General features: G+C 69.8%; 22 protein-coding genes. 19 read left to right on the forward strand and 3 right to left on the reverse strand.

The features are described 5' to 3' along the window. Window positions 1–186: 186 nt before the first annotated feature. The 6 genes from BBK82_RS11100 (at window position 187) to BBK82_RS47445 (ending at window position 7,053) form a co-directional block, all read left to right on the forward strand. Window positions 187–1,995 carry a dynamin family protein gene (locus tag BBK82_RS11100; protein ID WP_083267912.1) on the forward strand — a complete coding sequence of 603 codons (1,809 nt, stop codon included), beginning with the start codon at window positions 187–189 and terminating at the stop codon, window positions 1,993–1,995. Then, complete coding sequence (locus tag BBK82_RS11105) at window positions 1,992–3,386, forward strand: P-loop NTPase family protein (RefSeq protein ID WP_065914933.1); 1,395 nt, start codon at window positions 1,992–1,994, stop codon at window positions 3,384–3,386. Before BBK82_RS11100 ends, BBK82_RS11105 begins: the two co-directional genes overlap by 4 nt. 45 nt (window positions 3,387–3,431) lie before the next feature. Beyond that, window positions 3,432–4,706: a PhzF family phenazine biosynthesis isomerase gene (locus tag BBK82_RS56225; RefSeq protein ID WP_170067901.1), complete on the forward strand. Its 1,275-nt coding sequence runs from the start codon at window positions 3,432–3,434 to the stop codon at window positions 4,704–4,706. Between the two features lie 399 nt (window positions 4,707–5,105). After that, entirely contained in the window at window positions 5,106–5,996 is an 891-nt protein-coding gene (locus BBK82_RS11115) for a LysR family transcriptional regulator (RefSeq protein WP_237048134.1), read from the forward strand. Window positions 5,997–6,056: 60 nt separating this feature from the next. Further along, on the forward strand, window positions 6,057–6,905 hold the full coding sequence (locus BBK82_RS11120; RefSeq protein ID WP_065914935.1) for a helix-turn-helix domain-containing protein: 849 nt from the start codon (window positions 6,057–6,059) through the stop codon (window positions 6,903–6,905). Beyond that, the gene (locus BBK82_RS47445; protein ID WP_071812576.1) at window positions 6,880–7,053 is read left to right on the forward strand and encodes a DUF397 domain-containing protein; all 174 of its coding nucleotides are present in this window, start codon (window positions 6,880–6,882) and stop codon (window positions 7,051–7,053) included. The genes BBK82_RS11120 and BBK82_RS47445 overlap by 26 nt, the downstream gene beginning before the upstream one ends. On the opposite strand, the gene BBK82_RS11125 is transcribed toward BBK82_RS47445, so the two are convergent. After that, window positions 7,050–7,808, reverse strand: a complete 759-nt coding sequence (locus BBK82_RS11125) for an NmrA family NAD(P)-binding protein (protein WP_065914936.1) — start codon at window positions 7,806–7,808, stop codon at window positions 7,050–7,052. The genes BBK82_RS47445 and BBK82_RS11125 overlap by 4 nt on opposite strands. Before the next feature lie 75 nt (window positions 7,809–7,883). Between BBK82_RS11125 and BBK82_RS11130 the strand changes: the two genes are divergently transcribed. The 4 genes from BBK82_RS11130 to BBK82_RS11145 all read left to right on the forward strand — a co-directional run bounded on the left by BBK82_RS11130 (window position 7,884) and on the right by BBK82_RS11145 (window position 10,574). Beyond that, window positions 7,884–8,231: a winged helix-turn-helix transcriptional regulator gene (locus tag BBK82_RS11130; protein WP_065920979.1), complete on the forward strand. Its 348-nt coding sequence runs from the start codon at window positions 7,884–7,886 to the stop codon at window positions 8,229–8,231. Between the two features lie 151 nt (window positions 8,232–8,382). Further along, complete coding sequence (locus BBK82_RS11135; RefSeq protein ID WP_065914937.1) at window positions 8,383–9,444, forward strand: gamma-glutamylcyclotransferase family protein; 1,062 nt, start codon at window positions 8,383–8,385, stop codon at window positions 9,442–9,444. Between the two features lie 65 nt (window positions 9,445–9,509). Continuing rightward, window positions 9,510–10,100: a DUF4232 domain-containing protein gene (locus BBK82_RS11140; protein WP_065914938.1), complete on the forward strand. Its 591-nt coding sequence runs from the start codon at window positions 9,510–9,512 to the stop codon at window positions 10,098–10,100. Continuing rightward, complete coding sequence (locus tag BBK82_RS11145; protein WP_065914939.1) at window positions 10,101–10,574, forward strand: alpha/beta fold hydrolase; 474 nt, start codon at window positions 10,101–10,103, stop codon at window positions 10,572–10,574. Between the two features lie 2 nt (window positions 10,575–10,576). On the opposite strand, the gene BBK82_RS11150 is transcribed toward BBK82_RS11145, so the two are convergent. Continuing rightward, entirely contained in the window at window positions 10,577–10,924 is a 348-nt protein-coding gene (locus BBK82_RS11150) for a hypothetical protein (RefSeq protein ID WP_065914940.1), read from the reverse strand. A gap of 189 nt (window positions 10,925–11,113) precedes the next feature. Here BBK82_RS11150 and BBK82_RS11155 point away from each other — a divergent pair, with 189 nt between their 5' ends. From BBK82_RS11155 to BBK82_RS11185, 7 genes are all read left to right on the forward strand, one after another. Continuing rightward, window positions 11,114–11,545, forward strand: coding sequence for a hypothetical protein (locus tag BBK82_RS11155; protein WP_065914941.1), 432 nt, complete (start codon window positions 11,114–11,116; stop codon window positions 11,543–11,545). A 204-nt stretch (window positions 11,546–11,749) separates the two neighbouring features. Beyond that, a complete protein-coding gene (locus BBK82_RS11160; RefSeq protein WP_237048135.1) occupies window positions 11,750–12,046 on the forward strand; it encodes a hypothetical protein in 297 nt (98 codons plus the stop codon). Further along, on the forward strand, window positions 12,046–12,297 hold the full coding sequence (locus BBK82_RS11165; protein WP_065914942.1) for a hypothetical protein: 252 nt from the start codon (window positions 12,046–12,048) through the stop codon (window positions 12,295–12,297). Before BBK82_RS11160 ends, BBK82_RS11165 begins: the two co-directional genes overlap by 1 nt. Beyond that, window positions 12,297–15,116, forward strand: coding sequence for an FtsK/SpoIIIE domain-containing protein (locus BBK82_RS11170; protein ID WP_065914943.1), 2,820 nt, complete (start codon window positions 12,297–12,299; stop codon window positions 15,114–15,116). The genes BBK82_RS11165 and BBK82_RS11170 overlap by 1 nt, the downstream gene beginning before the upstream one ends. A gap of 94 nt (window positions 15,117–15,210) precedes the next feature. After that, a complete protein-coding gene (locus BBK82_RS11175; protein WP_154697250.1) occupies window positions 15,211–15,654 on the forward strand; it encodes a hypothetical protein in 444 nt (147 codons plus the stop codon). Further along, window positions 15,655–16,368, forward strand: coding sequence for a GNAT family N-acetyltransferase (locus tag BBK82_RS11180; protein ID WP_065914945.1), 714 nt, complete (start codon window positions 15,655–15,657; stop codon window positions 16,366–16,368). A gap of 81 nt (window positions 16,369–16,449) precedes the next feature. Next, complete coding sequence (locus BBK82_RS11185; protein WP_065914946.1) at window positions 16,450–17,457, forward strand: NADP-dependent oxidoreductase; 1,008 nt, start codon at window positions 16,450–16,452, stop codon at window positions 17,455–17,457. An 81-nt stretch (window positions 17,458–17,538) separates the two neighbouring features. Here the strand turns inward: BBK82_RS11185 and BBK82_RS11190 are convergent, their stop codons facing one another. Continuing rightward, the gene (locus tag BBK82_RS11190; protein WP_071812577.1) at window positions 17,539–19,101 is read right to left on the reverse strand and encodes an FAD-binding oxidoreductase; all 1,563 of its coding nucleotides are present in this window, start codon (window positions 19,099–19,101) and stop codon (window positions 17,539–17,541) included. Between BBK82_RS11190 and BBK82_RS11195 the strand changes: the two genes are divergently transcribed. Together BBK82_RS11195 and BBK82_RS11200 are read left to right on the forward strand one after the other, a co-directional pair. Beyond that, the gene (locus BBK82_RS11195; protein ID WP_065914947.1) at window positions 19,100–19,666 is read left to right on the forward strand and encodes a TetR/AcrR family transcriptional regulator; all 567 of its coding nucleotides are present in this window, start codon (window positions 19,100–19,102) and stop codon (window positions 19,664–19,666) included. The two genes, BBK82_RS11190 and BBK82_RS11195, sit on opposite strands and share 2 nt — an antisense overlap. Further along, a complete protein-coding gene (locus BBK82_RS11200; protein ID WP_065914948.1) occupies window positions 19,663–21,060 on the forward strand; it encodes a glycerol-3-phosphate dehydrogenase/oxidase in 1,398 nt (465 codons plus the stop codon). The genes BBK82_RS11195 and BBK82_RS11200 overlap by 4 nt, the downstream gene beginning before the upstream one ends. Window positions 21,061–21,124: the final 64 nt, after the last annotated feature.

Consider the following 21,124-nt stretch of genomic DNA (forward strand, 5'->3'; position numbering starts at 1 on the left):
TCCCCAGCGGACAGGGCCGGTTCTGTTTCTCCGGCCCCGTTTCTCCGGCCCGTCTCCGGCTCCGCGGACCGGCCGGTGAGCAACGTCACCCGCCTGCGCCGACCGGCCGCGTCTCGCCGGTTCGCAACCGGTCTTCAGGCCCAGGCTTTCACCCAAGGGGGTGAACACGGCACTATGCGTCACGTGATGGCACCGCCATGGCTCGACGTGCTGGACGAGACGATCGGGGCCTGCGCCACGCACCGGAGACCCGACCTGGAGGCCCGGCTGCGGGAGAAGCGGGCCCAGCAACTGGACCCCAAGCTGCGCGTCCTGGTCGTCGGCGAGTCCAAGCAGGGCAAGAGCCAGCTCGTCAACGCACTGATCAACGCCCCCGTCTGCGCGGTGGGCGACGACATCACGACCACCGTGCCCACCTACGTGCAGCACGCCGAGACACCCTCGGCCGCGCTGGTCCGCAACGCCTCCGCCGGCGGTTCGATCTTCCACGTGCCGACCGAGCGCATCGCCGTGCCGATCGAGCAGGTCACCAAGCAGGTCTCGACACCGCAGGCCCGCGAGGTGGTGCGGGCCGAGGTCGGCATCCCGCGGGCGCTGCTCGACAACGGCCTGGTGCTGATCGACACCCCCGGAGTGGGTGACACCCGGTCGGCGCACACCGCCAGCACGTTCGCCACGCTGATGCAGGCCGACGCCGTGCTGCTGGTGTCCGACGCGACCGGTGAGCTCACCGACGCCGAGATGGTGCTGCTCAAGAAGGTCATGCAGGCCTGCCCGAACGTCACCGTGGTCGTCACCAAGATCGACTTGGTGCCGGGCTGGCGTGCCGTCGTGGAGCGCAACAAGGTGCTGCTGCAACGCGCGGGCGTGCCGGCCAAGCTCATCCCCGTTTCGTCAGCCCTGCGGCTGCGCGCGGCGAAGACCGGCGACCAGAAGCTGAACACCGAGTCCGGCTTCCCGGAGCTGCTGGCGTGCGTGCAGCGTGACATCGTCGCCTCCGCCGACCTGCTGGCCCGCCGCGCGGTCGCCGTGGTCGCCTCCAGCGCGTTGACGCAGCTGGTCACGCCGCTGCGCGAGGAGCTGACCGCGCACGACTCGTCGCGCACGGCCGACACCATCGCGACGCTGCAGGAGGCCCAGCGCCGGGTCGACGAGCTGCGGCGCAGGTCCGCCCGCTGGCAGAACGTGCTGAACGACGAGATGGCCGACCTGATCTCCGACGTCGAGTACGACCTGCGCGACCGGACCCGCAAGATCCTGCGCGAGGTCGACAAGACCTACGACGAGGCCGACCCCGCGATCGGCTGGGACAAGTTCGAGCAGTGGCTGGAGGACAACCTCAACGAGGCCGCCACCACGAACTTCGCCTGGCTGATGGAACGCGCGGAGTGGGTGGCCGCCAAGGTCGCGAAGAACTTCCCCGTCTACCGCGAGGACCTGATCCCCGGTTCGGTGCTGCCCGACGACCTGCTGGAACCGGTGTCCCGCCTCGAAAAGCCCAAGATCGAGCCGTTCTCGGTGCCGCAGAAGCTCTTCACCGGTCTGCGCGGCTCCTACGGCGGCCTGCTGATGTTCGGCCTGGTCACCTCGCTCGCCGGGATGCCGCTGATCAACGTGATCTCGCTCGGCGCGGGTGCGCTGTTCGGCGGCAAGTCGATCCTGGACGAGAGCGACGCCAGGCTGAAGCGCCGCCAGGCCGCCGCGAAGGCCGCCGCCCAGCGGCACGTCGACGACTTCTTCGCCAAGTTCTCCAAGGACGTCCGCGACTCCGGCCGGCACATCCAGCGCGCGCTGCGCACCCACTTCAGCACGCTGGCCGAGGAGTTCCAGGAGACCCTGCTGGAGTCGGCCCGCAGCGCCAAGCGGGCCATCCAGGACGACCAGACCGAACGCGAGCGGCGGCTGCGCGAGGGCCGCAAGGAGCTCGACAAGCTGGTCACCCTCTACAAGCGGGTGCAGGCGCTGGGCGGCCCGGTCATGGAGCTGTCGGCGTGACCCTGGACCGCGTCGTCTGGTCGATGCTGCAAGAGGCCTCCGCCGTGTACCGGGACAGCCCGCGTGCCACGGCCTGGCTGCGTTCCCAGATCGAGCGCTACACCGAGCCGGTGCGGATCGCGGTGGCCGGCCGGTCCCGGATCGGCAAGTCCACCGTGGTCAACGCGTTGATCGGCGACGAGTTCACGCCGCTGGACTCGTTCGTCTGGTACCGCGGCGGCTCCCAGGCGCGGGCGCACGTGTTCTCCGGGCCCAGCCGTCCGCACGAGGTCGCGGTGACCAGGCGCAACCACCGCCAGCACGTGGAGATCGGCCAGGTCGACCGGGCGGACCGGGTGGTCGTGGAGTGGCCGGCGCGGACGTTGCGGGACGTCATCCTGATCGACACCCCGTCGACCGCCACGCCGGAGCAGGTGCTGGGCGACGCCGACGCGTTGCTGTACCTGATGCGGCACGTGCAGGACGACGACCTGAAGTTCCTGCAGGCGGCCAACGACCACCCGATCGCCCGCGGCGCCGCCGTGCACACGGTCGCGGTGCTCGCCCGCGCCGACGAGATCGGTGCCGGGCGGATCGACGCGTTGTCGTCGGCCAAGCAGATCGCCCGCCGCTACCGCAAGGACGTGGCGGTGCAGCCGTTGTGCCAGAACGTGGTCTCGGTCGCCGGGCTGCTCGCGGTGGCGGGCAGGACGTTGCGGGAGGACGAGTTCGCCGCGCTGCGGGCGTTGTCGGCGCTCGGCCGCGAGGAGCTGGAGGACCACCTGCTGTCGGCGGACCGGTTCGTCGGCGAGCAGTTCCCGGTGCCGATGGAACCGGCGGTGCGCCAGGCGTTGCTGGGCAGGTTCGGGATCTTCGGCGTCCGGCTGGTCACCGCGCTGATCCGGCAGGGCTTCGACACGCAGGTCAAGCTGACCGGCCAGCTCGTGCAGCGCAGCGGTCTGGGCGAGCTGCGCGACTCGGTCGCCGTGCACTTCACCGAACGCCGCGAGGTCCTCAAGGCCCGGTCGGCGCTGCTGGCGCTGGACGTGCTGTTCCGGGTGGAACCGCGGCCCACCGCCCGCAGGCTGATGACCGACCTCGAACGCGTGGTGGCCTCCGCGCACGACTTCCGCGAGCTGCGGCTGGTGGCCGCGCTGCAGTCGGGGCGCACGAAGATGCCGGCCGAGCTGCAGGCCGAGGCGATGCGGCTGGTCGGCGCGGAGGGCACGAGCTCGTTGGCGCGGCTGGGTTTCGACTACGAGGCCGACCAGCGGGAGCAGCGCGAGGCGTTGCTCGACGCGCTGGTGCGGTGGCAGGCGCAGGCCGCCGACCCGCACGCGCCCAACGGCCAGCGGCGGGCCGCGCAGGTCGTGGTCCGCAGCTGTGAGGGACTGCTGCCCCAGCTCCCCTGATCCAGCTCCCCTGACCGGGCGCCGGCCTGGGGCACCATGGTCGGCATGGAACTCGTGCGGTGGCAGGACGAGCACTTCGAGCACATGCTGCGGTGGGGGTCCGACCCGCGGATGACCGAGTACGTCGGCAACGGCAAGCCGTGGCCGCCGGAGTACGTGGGCCGGCGGCACGAGCAGGCGTTGCGGCACTGGGACGAGCACGGCTTCGGCATGCACGCCGTCGTCGAGGACGGCGAGGTCATCGGGCTCGGGCAGATGCTCGACTCCCCCGGCGAGATCGAGATCGGCTACTGGATCGACCCCGAGCACTGGGGCAGGGGCGTGGCCACCGAGGTCGCCACCGCGCTGCGGGACAAGGCACTCGCCCTCAAGGACCGGGTGGTCGCCGGTCACCAGGCCGAGAACGTGGCGTCCGGGCGGGTGCTGGAGAAGATCGGCCTGACCTACTTCACCAGCAGGTACCTGTTCGGAAGACTTCAGCACGGTTACGCGTTGGACCGGGGTATGAGTGACACGGGGGTACTGCGCTACAGCGCGTTCACGACAGACCAGGCGGGCGGCAACCCGGCCGGTGTCGTGCTCGACGCGGCCGAGCTGACCGATGAGGAGATGCTCGCGATCGCGGCGAAGGTGGGCTACTCGGAGACGGCGTTCGTGTTCCCGAACGGCCCGCGCGAGTTCGATGTCCGCTACTTCAGCCCCCAGGCCGAGGTGCCGTTCTGCGGGCACGCCACCATCGCCACGTCCGTCGCGCTGGCCGAACGGCTCGGCGACGGGCCGCTGACGTTCCACACGCGGGCCGGTGAGATCACGATCCAGACCGCGGCCGACACGGCGACGCTCACCAGCGTGCCGACCAGCAGCGCCGAAGCCGACCCGGAGCTCGTCGCGCGGGCGCTGGCCGCCCTGCGGTACCGCGAAATCGGTGACGGGCCGGTGCACGTCGGCTTCGGCGGCGCGCGGCACCTGTTGATCCCGTTGAAGAGCCGGGCGCAGCTCGCGGACCTCGACTACGACTTCGACGCGTTGCGCGACCTGATGCTCGAACACGACCTGACGACCGTGCACCTGTTCTGGCGCGAGTCGCCGGAGCTCGTGCACGCGCGCAACCCGTTCCCGGTCGGTGGCGTGGTGGAGGACGCGGCGACGGGTGCCGCGGCCGCGGCGTTCGGCGGCTACCTGCGCGACCTGGAAGGACCGCAGCGGTTCGTCATCAGCCAGGGCGAGGACATGGGCAGGCCGTCGCGGCTGGAGGTCGACGCCACCCGCGAGGACCGCAGGGTCGCCGTGACCGGCGCGGCCGTCGTCATCCCCGCCTGAGCCCGCCACAGCCGACCCCGGTCCCTGGGGCCGGCCGGGCGGGCGCGGGGTGGCCGTCTCCGCCCCACCAGGACTCTCGACCTCGGAGGTCCGCCGTGAGGTCCAGGCTGCAAAAGGAACGGAGACTCCGGCGCGCCTCCCCTGCGACGCCGAGATCCTTGGATTCGACGCCGCTGCCGAGCCGTGCAGGGTGCCCGGCAGCAGCGTCGAACCTGAAGGGGTGCGCACCCTCCCGCGCCGGACCCGGTACTGCCGCAAGTGCCGGGCCGGAAGATCGTGCGACCACTATGACCCGTTTGAAGGGTGGCGGCTCATACAGAACCGGGATACAAGGTCTTTATGCCCGAGCTGGAGCTCCGCCATCTTCGCGCGGTACGGACCATCGCCGAGGAGGGCAGCGTGACCAGGGCCGCCACGCGGCTCGGCCTCACGCAACCCGCGTTGTCCGCGCAGCTGCGCACGGTCGAGAGGCTGGTCGGCGGACAGCTGTTCGACCGAACGCGCAACGGCTGCGTGCCCACCGACATGGGCAGGCGGGTGCTGGGCACGGCCAGGCTGGTGCTCGACGAGATGGCGCAGCTGATGAGCACCACGAGGGAGTCGGACCGGCGTGGCCCGCTCTTCTTCGGCAGCGTGTCGTTCCTGTACTTCGCGAAGCTCGTGGAGAACCTGAAGCAGCTCAACGCCGACGTCCGCGCGGAGGCCCGCGGCTCGTCGGCGGAGGTGGTGGACATGCTGGAGGCCGGGCAGATCCACGTGGCGCTGTTCGAGTTCTTCGACGGCATGCCCTCGCGCGACCTCGCGGGCATCGAGCTGCGCCGGCTGGTCACCGAACCGTCGTTCGTCGCGGTGTCCGAGCAGGACCCGCTGGCCGAGCAGGAGGAGATCGAGCTCTCCCAGCTCGCCGACCGCGACTGGGTCACCCCGCCCGCGCAGCAGCAGGGCAACCGGATGCAGATGTTCCAGGCCTGCGCGGACGCCGGGTTCGTGCCCCGGCTCACCCACCACACCGGCGAGGCCGGCATGGCCCGCGGCCTGGTGGCGAGCGGCGCCGTCTCGTTCGCGGCAGCACCCTCGCGCACCGGCGACGGCATCGTGATCCGCCGGCTGCGCGGGATGCCGCTGATGACCGACATCTTCGTGGCGACCCGGCGCGACTCACCGGTGGCGGGACGGGCGCACGAGGTGTTCGCGTGCGCCGCCGACGCCTACCGGTCGGTGCTCGACCGCAACCCGGACTACCGCAAGTGGTGGGACGCGCACCCGGAGGCGCACCCCGAGTTCACGTAGGCCGTTTTCACCCGAACGAGCCCGTATCTTGGAATAAGTCCTAGTCATAGCGTTCTTGGTATGGCGCCCACGACACCTTCGACCGCGTACAGCCGGGATCTCGGCGACGAGCTGCGGCGGCTGCGCGAGTCGACCACGAACCTCACCGGCCGCGCCCTCGCCGTCCGCCTCGGGTGGGATCCGAGCAAGGTGTCCAACATCGAGAACGGCAAGGTGCGGCCGAGCGAGGTCGACCTGGTCCAGATGCTCACGATCTGCGGCAAGGACACCGAGTACTTCGACGACTTCAAGCGCCGCTACCAACGCGCGTTCGACGAGTACGTCGTCCTGGTACCGGAAAACCTCCGCACAGTTGCGATGGCAGAGGCCACTGCCACGACGATCACCTCCTACGACGTGCTGACCATCACCGGCCTCCTGCAGACCGACCGGTATGCGGAAGGCATCTACCGGCACACCGGACTCGTCGTGGAGGAACGGATTCCGGCCCTCGTGCGGATCAGGGGTGACCGCCAGGCGGTGCTGCGGCGACACGATCGGCCAGCCTGCGTGTTCTACATCCACGAACTCGCGCTGCGGCAACGGTTCGGCGACGACCAGGTCATGGAGGAGCAGTACCTCCAGCTGCTCTTCAACGTGCGCCTGATCCGGATCGTGCCCGCCGACGTGCCCGCCATCTCGGCCGGACTGATCCTGTGGGAGTTCGAGAAGGCGTTGCCGGTTGCGTTCAACGACTCGGACCTCGCGAAGGTGTTCGTCCAGGAGCCGGGAGCCATCGCGCGGATCAGGTTGACCTTCGATCGCCTGCAGCAGGTCGCGTTGGATGAGGAACAATCGCGGGAGAAGCTGATGGAGTACATCAGCCTGCCGCGAGAGGGTTTCGATGACCGAGGACCGCGCATGGCGTAAGAGCAGCCACAGCGGCGGCAGCGAGGACAGTGCCTGCGTCGAGGTGTCCCTCGCCCACAACGCGCTCGTCCGCGACTCCAAGAACGCGGCCGGTGAGGTGCTGACCTTCAGCACCTCCGCCTGGCACGCGTTCCTGCGCCGTTCCTAGACCGCGATCGGCGTGCTGGGCCGGCCGATCAGCTTCTCCAGGTCCGGACGGACCTGCGCGAACACACCCTCCCGGATGGCCTTGAAGAAGTCGACCAGCACGGGGTGCAGGCCGCCCGCGATCAGGTCCTCGTCGCTCACGTCCTGGAACCGGTCGCCGGCCAGCTCGGGGAACGACCAGCTGGTCGAGCCGGTGAGCTCGTAGGTCTGGTTCTCGTGGCCGGGCGTGGTCAGCGCGACGGCGGCGGCCAGGGCGTAGTCGTCCCTCGCGGCGCTGGCGACGCGGCCGTCCTTGGTGGACAGCGCGACGGTCTCGCCAGCCAGCACGCCGAGGTAGTTCTCGTGGTACATGCCGTTGCGCAGGAACGTGTACGTGATGCCGGTTTTGCGGATTTCGGCCTCGGTGGCCTTGTGCACGACGGCGACGCCGACCGTGGAGGTGTCCGCGTCGGTGAGGCTCGTGTAGAAGATGTGGCCGACGCCGTGCTCGACGGCTTTGGCGATGGCGTTCGTGTGCTGCTGGATGCGGGCCTGCGCGTCGGGCGCCTCGGCGGACACGATCAGCAGCTTGTCGGCGCCGCGGAAGTCGAGGGTCTCGGGGTGGTCGAAGTCGCCCTGGCGCACCTCGACGCCCTCGACGTCGAACTTCTTCGGGTCGCGGACGGACACGATGACCTGCTCGTCCGTGCGGGCGAGGACGTGGCGGACCACGCCGCCGCCGAGCTGTCCGGTGGCTCCGGTGATGAGGATCGTCATGGCGTCGAAGCTAGGGTTAGCGCTAACCTTTCGTAAGTACCCACTTTGGAGTGGGGTACTGACTCGGAGGTGAGCATGCAGGTCACGATGTGCCCGGAGCGCGCGATCATGGAGCACGTCACGAGCAAGTGGGGCGTGCTCGTCCTCCAGGTGCTGCACGACGGCTCGTCGTGGCGGTTCAGCGACCTGCGCCGCGAGCTGCAGTCGGTGGTGAGCGAGAAGATGCTCACCCAGACGCTGCGGACGTTGGAACGCGACGGGTTCGTGCACCGCGAGGTCTATCCGGTCATCCCGCCGCACGTGGAGTACTCGCTGACGCCGCTGGGCAAGGGCGCCGCACACCACCTCGTGGCGCTCGCCTCGTGGATCGGCGAGCACAGTGCCGAGGTCACCGAATCCCAAGAACGCTATGACATGTCCTGAGCATGACCGGAGTGCCTAGCAGTATACATCGGATCAATCACCCGTTTGCGCAGTGAAGATCCTCACTAAATCCCGAGAAAAGCGAGATAGACCTCGGGTAGGTCACGGTTAGGGGGCGCCAAATGGGCCAGAACCTTGGCACAATGGACCAATGGCCCAACCGTTCACCGACGAAAGCCATCCGGCGGAGCCCTATCCGGGCACTCGTCCAGACCACTGTTTCGTCCACGTCGACGAAACCGGCTGGCCAGTGCGCCCGGACCTCACGATGGAGTCGGGCTGGCGCGTTGAGCCGGACAACATCGATCTAGACCAATGGCTCATCGGCCGAGGTGAACCGCCCCTCGCCGCCCGGATGCCGGTGCTCGGCTACGGCTCCAACGCCAACCCCAGCAAGGTCACCTGGCTCCGCCAGGAGCTCGGTCTCGAAGGCCCCGCGGTCGTGCTGCGCGCGCGTTGCGAGGGCATCTCCGCCGTGTGGTGCGACGGCACCCGTGCGCGCGACGGCCAGCGTCCGGCGACGCTCGCGGCCGCCCCCGGAGTCGTCGAGGAGCACTCCGTCTGGTTCGCCACTGCTGAGCAGCTGCGCGTCCTTGACCGCTGCGAGGGCCGTGGACTGCGTTACCGCCTTGTACGCCTGCACACGGGCCGTGTGGTGCTCTACAACGGCGGAGTCGTCGACAGCGTTCTCGCGTACACGGCCGGTTCGAAGAAGCGCATGCCGATTCTGGTGAACGGTCGCATGGTCGCGTGTTCGGACCTCTCGCAGCGGCACGCCCTCAGGCTGGGTGGCCGCCCCGCACCGACGGACGGTCTGGACGTCACCGAGGTGCACGGCGACCCGTGTGCCGACGACTGGCCGGAGCTGCTGTTCGTCTACGGCACGCTGCAGCCGGGCGCAAGTGCTTGGCACCTGATGGAGCCGCACGTCGTGGAGTCGGAGGCGATCCACCTGCCCGGCACGCTCCTCGACACCGGCCTCGGCTATCCCGCCCTGCGTCCCGGCGCCGGCCTGGGCGTGCCCGGCTTCGTGCTGCGGCTGCGCTCGCCGGAGGACGCGCTGCCGTTGCTCGACGAGTACGAGGGCGGGGACTACCGCCGCGTGCGGGTCGTGCTGCCCGACGGCCGGATCGCCTGGACCTACCTGTGGACCGCGGCGGTGGAGGGGCTGGCCGAGCTGCCCGACGGGTGGGACGTCCACCAGATCCGGTGAATTTCCGGCAGGTTGTGTTAGCTAGTTCGTGAACGAGCACATCCTCACTGGTAGGAGGTGCACCCATGACTCGACGGTTGATCGCTTGCGGCCTGCTGGTGCTCGCTTCCGTGACGGCCTGCGGGGACAGAACCGCGGAGGTCGGCTCGTCGGACACGCTGACGACCTCGGATCCGCCTTCCAGCACGTCCCCCGCACCCCCGTCCAGCACGGAGGCCAACGCGGGCGGCGAGCTGGCCGTGAAGCGCTGCAACGCGAGCGTGCTCAAGGGCGCGGTGGAACCCACCGACGCGGGCGCGGGCAACAGGTACGGCAAGTTCGTCGTCACGAACACCGGCAGCGCGCAGTGCACGCTGAGCGGTTACAGCGGCTTCCAGCTGGAGAACGGTGCCGGCGCGGTGCCGACCAAGCTGGAGCGCATGGCCGACCCCGGCCCCAAACCGGTGAACCTGGCGCCGGGCGCCAAGGCGGCCGCGAACCTGCACTGGGGCGTCATTCCCGCGGGCGGCGAGCCGGTCGACGGCCCGTGCCAGCCGGAACCGTCGAAGGCCGCGGCGATCCCGCCGAACGAGACGGCGCCGATCAGCGTGCCGTGGACGCTGGGACCGGTGTGTTCGGGTGGTCGAATCGAGATAAGTGCGTTCTACGCTGCCTGAATGGAAGTACCCGGATGGCTCGCCGTGCTCCTGCACGGCGAGCGCATCGCTTTCGGCTTGAAGACCGCCGGTGTCCCCGTCGTGCTGACCGACGACATCGCCGCCGCGGTTGAGAGTTCCTCACTTCCGGTCGTCCTCATCGGACACTTCACCGGCGCACCCGCCGCCGTCCGGCACGCCCAGACGCACTCCGGCCTCGCCGCACTGGTGCTCGTGTCGCCGGTGCTGGGCATGTGGGACGGCGCGTCCGACGAGCTCGCCGACCTGATGGACGAGGTGAGCTCCGGGCCGTCATTGGGCTCGTTGCCGACGTTGTGGCTGCACGGCGCGGACGACGAGATCGTGCCGATCTCCGACACCCGCGCCGGCACCGGCCGGATCCGCGGGTCCGCGTTCGAGGAGCAGGTCGTGGCCGGGCTGCTGACCGACGGTGCCGCGGTGGCGCGGATCCTGCAGTTCGTGCGCGGGCTTTGACCTCAGAGCCAGCTGACGGCCAGCCACACCTCCGGAGCGGCGATCGCAACGACGGTGGGCAGGACGGCGACGACGAGCGCGACGCCCCAGAACGCCGGGCCGCGCACCTTCAGCAGGCGCGAGACCCAGGAGTTCACCGTCCAGAAGATCGCCGCGAAACCGAAGAACAGCAACGCGGTCAGGCCGATGGCGAAGCCGATGCCGTCATTGCCGAACTTGAGGTCGTGTTCCGCCAAGCCGAGCCACACACCGACCGTGTTCGCCAGCGCGCTGAGGGCCATCGCGAGCGGGAACACGCCCACGTAGCCCAGCACCGCGTTGACCACGACCGTGCCGGCCCAGCCGGCCATCCCTCGCTGGTGCACCTGAGCGCTGATGACTTCCCCCCGGAAGATGTCCGGCGGAGGTTCTCACTCCATCGGACCATGAAGTTGCCTTTTCACGCTAACCATCTGCTTGCCCCGGCGACAATCATCCATACGGCGCAGACCGGGCCGGTACCGCGCGGGCCGTGCGGCTGGGGGACAATCACGCCCGAGATGAGCGAAGACGACCTCGTGCTGCTGATCACCGTGGTGGTCGAGGCGGCGGACGAGCACCAGGCGCGGGCCGCGTGCGACGCGCTCAGCAGCCGTACCGGGGCGCAGGTCGTGGACGCCCGCGACTGCTCGGACGAGGAGCCCGGCTGCTGGGCCGTCGTCATCACCGAGCCCAGCACCGAGAGGACCACGCACAACGTGTCCGCGGCGCTCGCGCGGGCGGTTCGCACGTTCGTGCGCGGGCTGGGCGCCGGGTTCCCGACGCCGCGGGTCGCGTGTGAGCCGCCGACCGCGTGGACGGTGCTCGACGAGCCCGAGTTGATCAGCGCACTCGTGCCGGGGGCCGAGCGCGTGCTGGTCGAGGCGTGGGCAGGGGATGACCCGTTCGGGGCAGGCACTCCGCGTGACAGGTCACCTGGAAGACCGTCGTGATTCACTCGGCCGGTCGGAGCTGTGCGCCACGCGCTGTAGAGCGGATGGTAAGTCTTTCGACACGCTCGGGGCGAGGGGCCAGTAGCGCGCCTAACTGATCATTAAATCAAGGCCCGTTCGAGTGGATTCAGGCATCCACCCGGTTAGCCGATCTTCGGTCTCAGCTGTGAAAATCTGGGCACAATCTCTACTGAGGGTGGTCGTATGACCGCCCTGTTCCGGGAGGGTTCGGGAGTCGACATGGCCAGCATCGAAGAGGTCCGTGCCGCAATTGCCCAGGCGATCGACAAGGCGAGCCAAAGCCAGTCGGCCCTCCAACAGGCGGCTGAGCTCGCCGAGGACGCGCAGCAGTTGCTGACATCGGTCACACAGGGCTCCGTGCAGGGCGACGTCGAGACGACGAACGCACAGTTCCAGCAGGTCGTTCAGGGTGTGAGCGAGCTGCAGAACTACCTCGGCGCCGGCATTTCCGGGGCCGAGGGCATCAACAGCAGGCTTTGATGGCGTCGATCGGCGAGGTTCGTGCCGCGCTCGAGCAGGCGAGCGAGATCCTGCGCGAGTCGTACCGCAGTGTGCGCAGTGCGCAGGACGGTCTCGACGAGGCGGTCGCCATCCTCGCCGAGTCGAGCGAGAACCACCACGAGTCGCTTCTTCCAGTGGAGTTCGTGCGTGCCAAGGAAAGATTCCCCGAACAGCTGGAGCTGATGGTGGGAACCCTAGAGCGCATCCAACGACTCACCGTGGAGCTGTGATGAGCAGGCGGGACGACCGGCGGCGGAGGATCGAGGAAGCCTTCGAGGAGTTCCAGCGCGCCGTGGCGGCCGCGCTGGGCTCGGTCGCGCGCGAACACCGGGCGCTCGCCACCGAGCACGCGAAGGACATGTTCGAGTTCACCGTGCGCGGCATGGGCATCGACCGCGCGATGAGGGACTCGGCGCTCACGCAGGTGACCCGGTTCCTCACCGTGGACGAGAAGCGGACCGCGCAACCGCGCCAGGCCCCGTTGTCCATGGCCGAGTTCGCCGAGCGGCTCGCCCAGATCGAGCACGACTGGCAGCAGTCCTACCACGAGTGGACCGCGACCGGGCCGGACCAGCTGACGGCGCTGGTGAACTCCGTCGCCGCCGGGCCCGCGTCGTGGCCGCACGAGTCGTGGCTCGGCACGCCGGGCACGCACGACGGCAGCGAGGGCGTGCCGGAGCTGTGGCGGATCGGCACCGGCGTGGTGACGTCCGCGCCGGAGACCGCGCCGTTCCCGGTCGCCGTGCCGCTGCTGGACCAGGCGCACCTGCACGTGGCGTCCGGTTCGGACAGCCGCCAGCTCGCGGACACGCTGGTGGAGAACCTGTTGCTGCGGGTGCTGTCGCACTTCCAGCCGGGACTCGTGCACGTGCACGTGTGGGACGTCGGGCAGCTGACCGGCTCGTTGCCGGGGCTGTACCCGTTGACGCGCGCGGGGCTGCTGACCGTGCACGACCCGGCGCGGCTGCACGAGCTGCTCGACGAGCTGTCCGAGCACATCCGCCAGGTGCACACCAAGGTGCTGGTCGACGGGCACCTCACCGTGCGCTCGGTCAGCGGTGAGGGCCGGCGCACCGAGCCGTGGCGGATCGCCGTGCTGTTCGGCAACCGCAAGGCGTTGAAGGAAGAACACCAGCAGCAGCTGCAACGCGTGGCGCGCAACGGGCTGGCGTGCGGCGTGCAGCTGTTCATCGTGGACATCCCGATCACGGTCAACTCGCCGGTGGAGACGGTGTCGTTGCGCGGCGACGGCACGGCCGTCTGCACGATGACCGGCAAGCACGTGACGGTGACGCTGGATCCCGCTCTGCCGCGCACGTTGGTGCCGCGCGCGTGTGCCGCCATCGCGGACAAGCGCGAAGAGCGGCGGTCGCGGATGAGCACGTTCGGCGACCTGCTGCCGGAGCGGCCGTGGACGGAGAACTCGGCGGCCGGAGTCGTTGCGCCCGTGGGGTTCGACGACGGCGAGCCGGTCTGCGTGCAGCTCGGCGACACCTCGCCGCACGCGTTGATCGGCGGGCCTTCCGGATCGGGCAAGACGAACTTCCTGTACGCGATGCTCGGGTCGTTGTGCGCGCGCTACTCCCCCGACGAGCTGGAGCTGTACCTGCTCGACTTCAAGGAGGGCGTGTCGTTCGCGCAGTTCGCGCCGGGCCGCAAGGACCCGTCGTGGCTGCCGCACGCGCGCCTGGTCGGCGTGAACGTCAACACCGACCGCGAGTTCGGGGTGGCGCTGCTGAGGTTCCTGTCCGACGAGATGCGCAGGCGCGCGGACGCGGCCAAGCAGCACGAGGTCACCAAGCTCGAACACCTGCGCGCCGAGGACCCCGGTGGCCGCTGGCCGCGGATCGTCGCGGTGATCGACGAGTTCCAGTACCTGTTCGGCGAGCGCGACCAGGTGACCGCCGCCGCGACCCAGCTGCTGGAGGACGTGGCGCGCCGCGGCCGTTCGCAGGGCATCCACCTGGTGCTGTCGTCGCAGGACGTGTCCGGCATCGAAGGTTTCTGGGGCAAGTCGGCGATCTTCGAGCAGTTCACCGTCCGCATCGCGCTGCCCAAGGCCCGCCGGGTGCTCGCCGAGCCGCAGAACGACGCCGCCGTGGAGCTGCCGCGCTGGCACGCGGTGATCAACCACGAGTCGGGCGTCAAGCCGGGCAACGAGATCGCCCGCATCCCGGACTCGACGTCCAAGGGCACCATGGACTTCCTGCAGAACGAGCTGTGGCGCCGCGATCCCGGCCAGGCGCCCGGCCTGTTCGACGGCAGCAAGGTCCCGCTGCTCGACGCGTTGCCGGACTTCCTCGACCTGCGGCCGGGCGACGCATCGCCCACCGTGCTGCTCGGACAGGTCATCGACGTCGCGGGCAGCGCGGCACGCGTGCGTTTCGCCCGCACACCGGGACGCAACATCGCGGTGATCGGCTCGGTGGTCCAGGACGCGGCCGCGGTGCTCGGCGGAGCGGCCGCGTCACTGGGCCGCCAGCACCTCGCGCACGAGGCGCGGTTCTCGCTGGTCTGCCTGGTGGAAGAGGCGATGCCCGCGGCGCTGCACCTGATGAAGCGCCTCAGCGCGGACGGGCACGACGCGTCGGTGATCGAGATGGGCGACGTCCGCGCGCTGCTGGACGAGACGGCTGAACGGTTGCGGTCGATCAACACCGGCGAGACCGATGCGCCGCTGACCCCGCACTACTTGGTGCTGTACGGCGTGGACGCCGCGCAGACGTTGCTGGAGCAAAAGGATCCGGCGACGCGCTCGTCCAGTCTGGACAGCCTGCGGACCGTGCTGAAGCACGGCCCGGAGAACCGCACGCACGTGCTGGGCTGGTGGCGCGGGGTGCAGAGGCTCAAGGCGAGCCTGCCGCCCGGTGTCTACGACGACATCGGCGCCTGGGTGGCGTTCGACGTCCAGGGCAAGGAGCTGCTGTCGCTCGGGCCGGAGCAGGTGATGGCGTGGTCGCCGCGACCACGGCGTGGCCTGTTCTTCGACAGGTTCGAGCACTCGCGGCCGCAGGTGATCATCCCGTTCGACACGGGAGAAGTGTCTTGAACCCGGCACAGCGCCAGGTCGCACCTATGGCTCATTGCCTCGTATCTGGGATTGGCAACCTCGCCACAGCGGGTACACGTCAACTGGAGGTTCGATGAACCCGACGACGACGGCCATGTTCGAGTCGGTTCCGGCTCAACGCCAGAGCGAGGAGGTGATCGAGGTGCCGGCGCTCTCCGCGGTCGAGCGCTACAAGGAGATCATCGCCATCGCCACCGAAGCGGCGGCCAGGCAGCGCAAGCTGGACGAGGTGCGGTGTGCCGAGCTCGCCGACCGGATCGCGGCGACGCAGCACGAGATCGCCGAGGTGCGCGACCGCGAGCGGGTGGTGCGGATGGGGGCCGCGCTGCACTGGGAGGCCGCCGTCGAGCAGCTGTGGAACGAGCGCTGGCTGCAGATGGTCACGCCGCCGCAGCCCGACGAGTCGGTGCCACCGCGGCCGCAGGGCGAGTACAACCGGGCGATGGACCTCGCGTACCAGGCGCTGGAGGAGTCGCTGGCCAAGCGCACCCTGTTGCGCCGCAAGCAGAAGGACTGAGTGCGCCGCTTACGCACCACCGCCGACGTGCTCGACGCCTGCGCGGACCCGCTGGTCCGGTGGGCGGCTCAGGCGTTGTCGTCGGGTGGTGCGGCCTGGGAGCACCGCGGTGCGGTCGCGGTGCACGCCCCTGAGCTGACCCGGCGGCGCCGGCTGGTGCTGTCAGGGCCGAGCGAGGGCGTGGCGTCGTTGCTGGCCGCGCACGGGCGAGGGGTCGCGTTGCGGCCGTTGCTGGAGCGGTCGGTGGCCGCCGAGGTGCGGGAGCTGATGCCCGAGCCGTGGGTGGAGGACCAGCCGTTCGGGTGGATGGACCGGTCGGGTTCGCTGGAGGCACCGTCCGGCGTGTGCTGGTTGCCGTCTGCCGATGGGGTGGAACCGTTGCTGCACAAGGCTTTGCCGACGTCGTGGGCGTGGCCGGGCGACCGGGGCGTGCGTCGCTGGGCCGGTGTGGTCGAAAGCGGCGCGCTGGTGGCCACGGCGGCGGAGGCGTGGTCGTCGGTGAACGTGGGTTTCATGATGGGCGTTGCGGTGCACCCGTCCTACGCGCGCTGTGGTTTAGGTCTGCGCGTGTGCCAGTTCGTGGCGTCATCGCTGTTGGACCTCTACGGCACATGCGCGCTCTTCGTCGAAAACTTCAACGCGCCGGCCATCGCCCTGTACCGCAAGCTGGGCTTCGCGTACCGGGACGTGACGACCCTGCTGCCTGCGAGCTAGCTCACAAAGCGGAATGGTTATCCGTTTGTGGGGCGTTGTGCCGGGTACACCCCCTCACACCTGGATGGAGATGGTTCGACCATGACCAGCACCGCGCTCGAAGTCCGGCTCGCGTCCCGCCCGACCGGCTGGCCGACCGAGGAGACCTTCGAGATCGCCGAAGTCGAGGTCCCGACGCCCGGCGACGGTGAGGTCCTGGTGCGCAACGTGGTCATGAGCGTCGACCCGTACATGCGCGGCCGGATGAACGACGTGAAGTCGTACGTGCCGCCGTTCGAGGTCGGCGCACCGCTCGACGGCGGCGCGGTGGGCGAGGTCGTGGCGTCGAACGCCGAGGGTCTCGCGGTCGGCGACCACGTGCTGCACGGCTTCGGCTGGCGCGAGTACGCCGTCGTCTCCGGCGCGCACGCCGTGAAGGTCGACCCGTCCGTGGCACCTTTGACCGCGTACCTGGGCGTGCTCGGCATGCCGGGCCTCACCGCCTACGCGGGCCTGCTCTCCACCGCGGAGTTCAAGGAGGGCGACACCGTCTTCGTCTCCGGCGCCGCGGGTGCCGTGGGCCAGGTCGTCGGCCAGATCGCCCGTCTGAAGGGCGCCGCCCGCGTCATCGGCTCGGCCGGGTCCGCCGAGAAGGTCGAGTACCTGGTCGACGAGCTCGGCTTCGACGCCGCCTTCAACTACAAGGACGGCCCGGTCCTGGACCAGCTGACCGCCGCCGCGCCCGACGGCATCGACGTGTACTTCGACAACGTCGGCGGTGAGCACCTGGAGGCCGCGATCTCGGTGTTCAACGTGCACGGCCGGGCCGCCATCTGCGGCGCCATCGCCCAGTACAACGACACCGAGCCGCCCGCCGCCCCGCGCAACCTCGCACAGTTGATCGCCAAGCGCCTCACGCTGCGCGGTCTGCTCGTGCGTGACCACAAGGCGTTGCAGCCGCAGTTCGTGGCCGAGGTCGGCGCTTGGATCGCTTCCGGTCAGCTGAAGTACACCGAGACCGTCGTCGAGGGCGGCGTCCGCCAGGCCCCCTCCGCTTTCCTGGGCATGCTGCGCGGTGACAACACCGGCAAGATGCTCGTGAAGTTCTGATCGCTCCAAGCTGACGCAGGGGTCCCCTCCAAGGGGTCCCCTGCTTTTATTCTTCCAGGTGACACCGACAATTTTGCGGCCTCAGAGCAGCTTGCCGGGGTTGAGGATGCCGGTCGGGTCCAACTGAGCCTTCACCGCCCGCAGCACGTCGACGCCGATCGAGCCGATCTCGTTCTCCAGCCACGGCTGGTGGTCGCGGCCCACGGCGTGGTGGTGGGTGATCGTGCCGAGCCGGGAGATCGCGTCGGAAGCGGCGACCTTCGCCCGTGCCCACTGGCCCACCGGATCCTCGAGACTCCGCGGCACCAGCACCGTGAAGTACAGCGAAGCCCCGGTCTCGTAGGCGTGCGAGATGTGGCACATGACCACGGCATCTCCCAGCTCAGCCAGCAAAGCCGAGCGCACGGCGTCCCGCAGCTCCGACACCCTCGACCAGTGCGTGGCGGTCTCCAGCGTCTCCACACACACGCCAGCGTCCAGCAGCGCATCGCGTTGACGCGGCCCGTTGTACCGGCCGTGCAGCCAAGAAGCACCCATCGCACGACCCAGGCGCACGACCCGATGGCCGCTCAACGAGCTCATGGTCGCCGACCGAGAACGGCACTCCCAGCCCAGGATCACGAGGCAGGGCTTGGCAACGCCGCGGAAGCGCAAGTACCGCGTGACCACAGAAGCCTTGCTACCGGCCAACGCCAGCGCGACCTCGGTTTCGTGCTCATCGGACAGACGCGTGATATCGGCCAGAACGCCGTCCTGGGCCAACGAACGCACAAGTGAAACGCCCGCTTCCCAGCCGTCGACCACGAACCCCTCATACCGCGGTCCGTACGGGCGAGGCCGCACCCGCAGCGACACCTCGGTGATCACGCCGAACTGGCCCTCGGAGCCGATGACCAGCTGCTTCAGGTCCGGACCGGCCGCGGACGCGGGCGCGGCGCCCACCACCCACTCGCCCACCGGGGTGGCCAGGCGGACCGACTCGACCATGTCCTCGAAGCGACCGTAGCCCGACGAGGCCTGGCCGGCGGAGCGGGTGGCGGCGAAACCGCCGATCGTGGCCCGTTCGAAGGACTGCGGGAAGTGGCCGAGGGTGAAGCCGTGCTCGCCGAGGAGGCGTTCGGCTTCCGGGCCGGTGATGCCCGCCTGCAGCACGGCGACGCGGGAGAGCGGGTCGACCGACACCAGCGAACCCAGACCGGCCAGGTCGAGGGCCACGACCGCGGACTTCGGGCCACGCAGGGCCTCCACGCCGCCCACGACCGAGGTGCCGCCGCCGAACGGGACCACGGCCACGTCGTGTTCGACGCACACGCGCAGGACCTCGGCGACCTCCTCGGGGGACGCCGGGGCGACCACGGCGTCGGGGACCGGGAGGTCGCCGTGGCCGCGGTGGCGCAGCAGGTCGAGGTAGGAGAGGCCGCCGGCGTGTTCCAGGCGGTCGGCGTCGAGGAGGCTGACCGTGCAGACGGCCTCCAGGGCCGTGAAGGCGTCCTCGGAGAGCGCGGCCGGGGGTGCCTGCACCGGCGCGGGCTGGAGGGGTTCGCCGAGGCCCACGCGGGCGCTCAGCCAGGCCAGCGCGTGTGGCGGCAGCGGAGTGGTCTCGGTGGTCCAGCGGGCCCTAGTCACTGCTACAGTGTTACACATGACGTCTCAACGTCACACTGAAGAGGACCTGCTGGACGCGACCCGTGAGTGCGTGCTGGAGGTGGGGGTGCGCCGCACGACCCTCACCGACGTGGCGAAACGGGCCGGCGTGAGCCGCATGACGCTCTACCGGAGGTATCCCGACGTGGACCACCTGGTGCGGGCGTTGATGACGCGTGAGTTCGCGGCGTTGCTCGAACGGACCAGCGGGCGGGGCAACGCGCGGGAGCAGCTCGTCAGCAGGGCCGTGGACGCGATCAAGCTGATGGGCGCGAACCCGCTCATGCAGCGGGTGCTGCAGCTCGACGCCGAGCTGATGCTGCCGTACCTCGTCGACCGGCTGGGCAGCACGCAGCGGCTGGTGGAGGAGTTCCTGATCGCGCAGATCGAGGCCGGGCACGTCGACGGGTCGATCCGGTTCGGGGACGCCAAGACGCAGGCGCGGGTGGTGTTGCTGACGACGCAGGGCATGGTGCTGTCGACCCGGCCCGCGACGTCGGGGCTCGACTTCACCTCGTTGCTGGACGAGCTCGCCAAGCAGCTGGACGGAGCGCTGAAGCCGTGAACTCATCCCTGAACGCCGCTCGCCGCCAGGAAGACCTCGAAGCAGCACAACGGGAAGTCGTCGACGTGCTGGTGGTCGGCGGCGGTGTCACCGGAGCCGGGGTCGCCCTCGACGCGGCCTCGCGCGGGCTCAGCACAGTGTTGCTGGAGGCGCACGACCTGGCGTTCGGGACGTCGCGGTGGTCGAGCAAGCTCGTGCACGGCGGGCTGCGGTACCTGGCGCACGGCGACGTAAAGCTCGCCCACGAGAGCGCGGTCGAGCGCGGCATCCTGATGACCAGGACGGCACCACACCTGACCCGCACGCTGCCGATGCTGTTCCCGTTGCACGACAAGGCGAACAACTTCGTCATGGCCGGGCTCAAGGCGGGCAACGCACTGCGCATCGCCGCCGGCACCCCCTCCACCGTCCTGCCGCGACCGCGCCGGGTGCCGAAGCACGAGGCGCTGGCACTGGTCCCCGGCCTCAGCGCGGACAACCTGGTCGGCGGCCTGCTCAGCTACGACGGCCAGCTGGTCGACGACGCGAAGCTCGTGGTCGCGCTCGCCAGGACCGCGGCCGGGTACGGCGCGCGGATCATCACCCGCGCGAAGGTCACCGCGCTGCAGGGCGACGGGGCAGAGGCGACGGACACCCTCACCGGCACCGCCTTCACCATCAGGGCCAGGGCCGTGGTCAACGCGACCGGCGTCTGGGCGGGCACGCTCGCACCGGTGCGGCTCCAGCCGTCCCGCGGTTCACACCTGGTGGTCGACGCGAAGAACGTCGGCCTGGCGGGAACCGCCGTCATGATCCCGGTGCCCGGCGAACGCAACCGCTACGCCTTCCTGCTCCCCCAGGCGAACGGCCGCGCCTACCTCGGTCTCACCGACGAGCCGGTCGACGACATCCCGGACGTGCCGACCGTTCCCGAGTCCGATGTGGACTTCCTGCTCACGACCGCTTCCCACGTGCTGCAAAGGGAACTGACGAGACAGGACGTCATCGGCAGCTACGCCGGACTGCGACCGCTGCTCGGAGCCGAGGGCAAGACCGCTGACCTGTCCCGGAACCACACCGTCCACAAAGCACCCAACGGCGTGCTCACGATCGTCGGCGGCAAGCTCACGACCTACCGCAAGATGGCGGCGGACGCGGTGAACGCGACCGGTCTGACACGAATCCCCTGTCGCACCAAGGACATCAGGCTGGTGGACGACCGCCCGCACCCCACCACGCCCATCGCACCCGGTGTGACGGAGGCCGACGTCTTGCACGCTGTCCAGCACGAGGGCGCGCTGACCGTCGACGACGTGCTCGACCGGCGCACCCGCATCGGCCTGGTGCCGCAGGACCGCGCGAAGGCCGAACCCATGATCGCGAAGCTCTTCGCCGCCGCGCCCACCGCGACGTGAAAGGGCGTCTGCAAGTACTACCAACTCGAAGTCGGTGGTACTTGCAGACGCCCTCGAAGCGCAA

Source organism: Lentzea guizhouensis, from assembly GCF_001701025.1.
Lineage (GTDB): Bacteria > Actinomycetota > Actinomycetes > Mycobacteriales > Pseudonocardiaceae > Lentzea > Lentzea guizhouensis.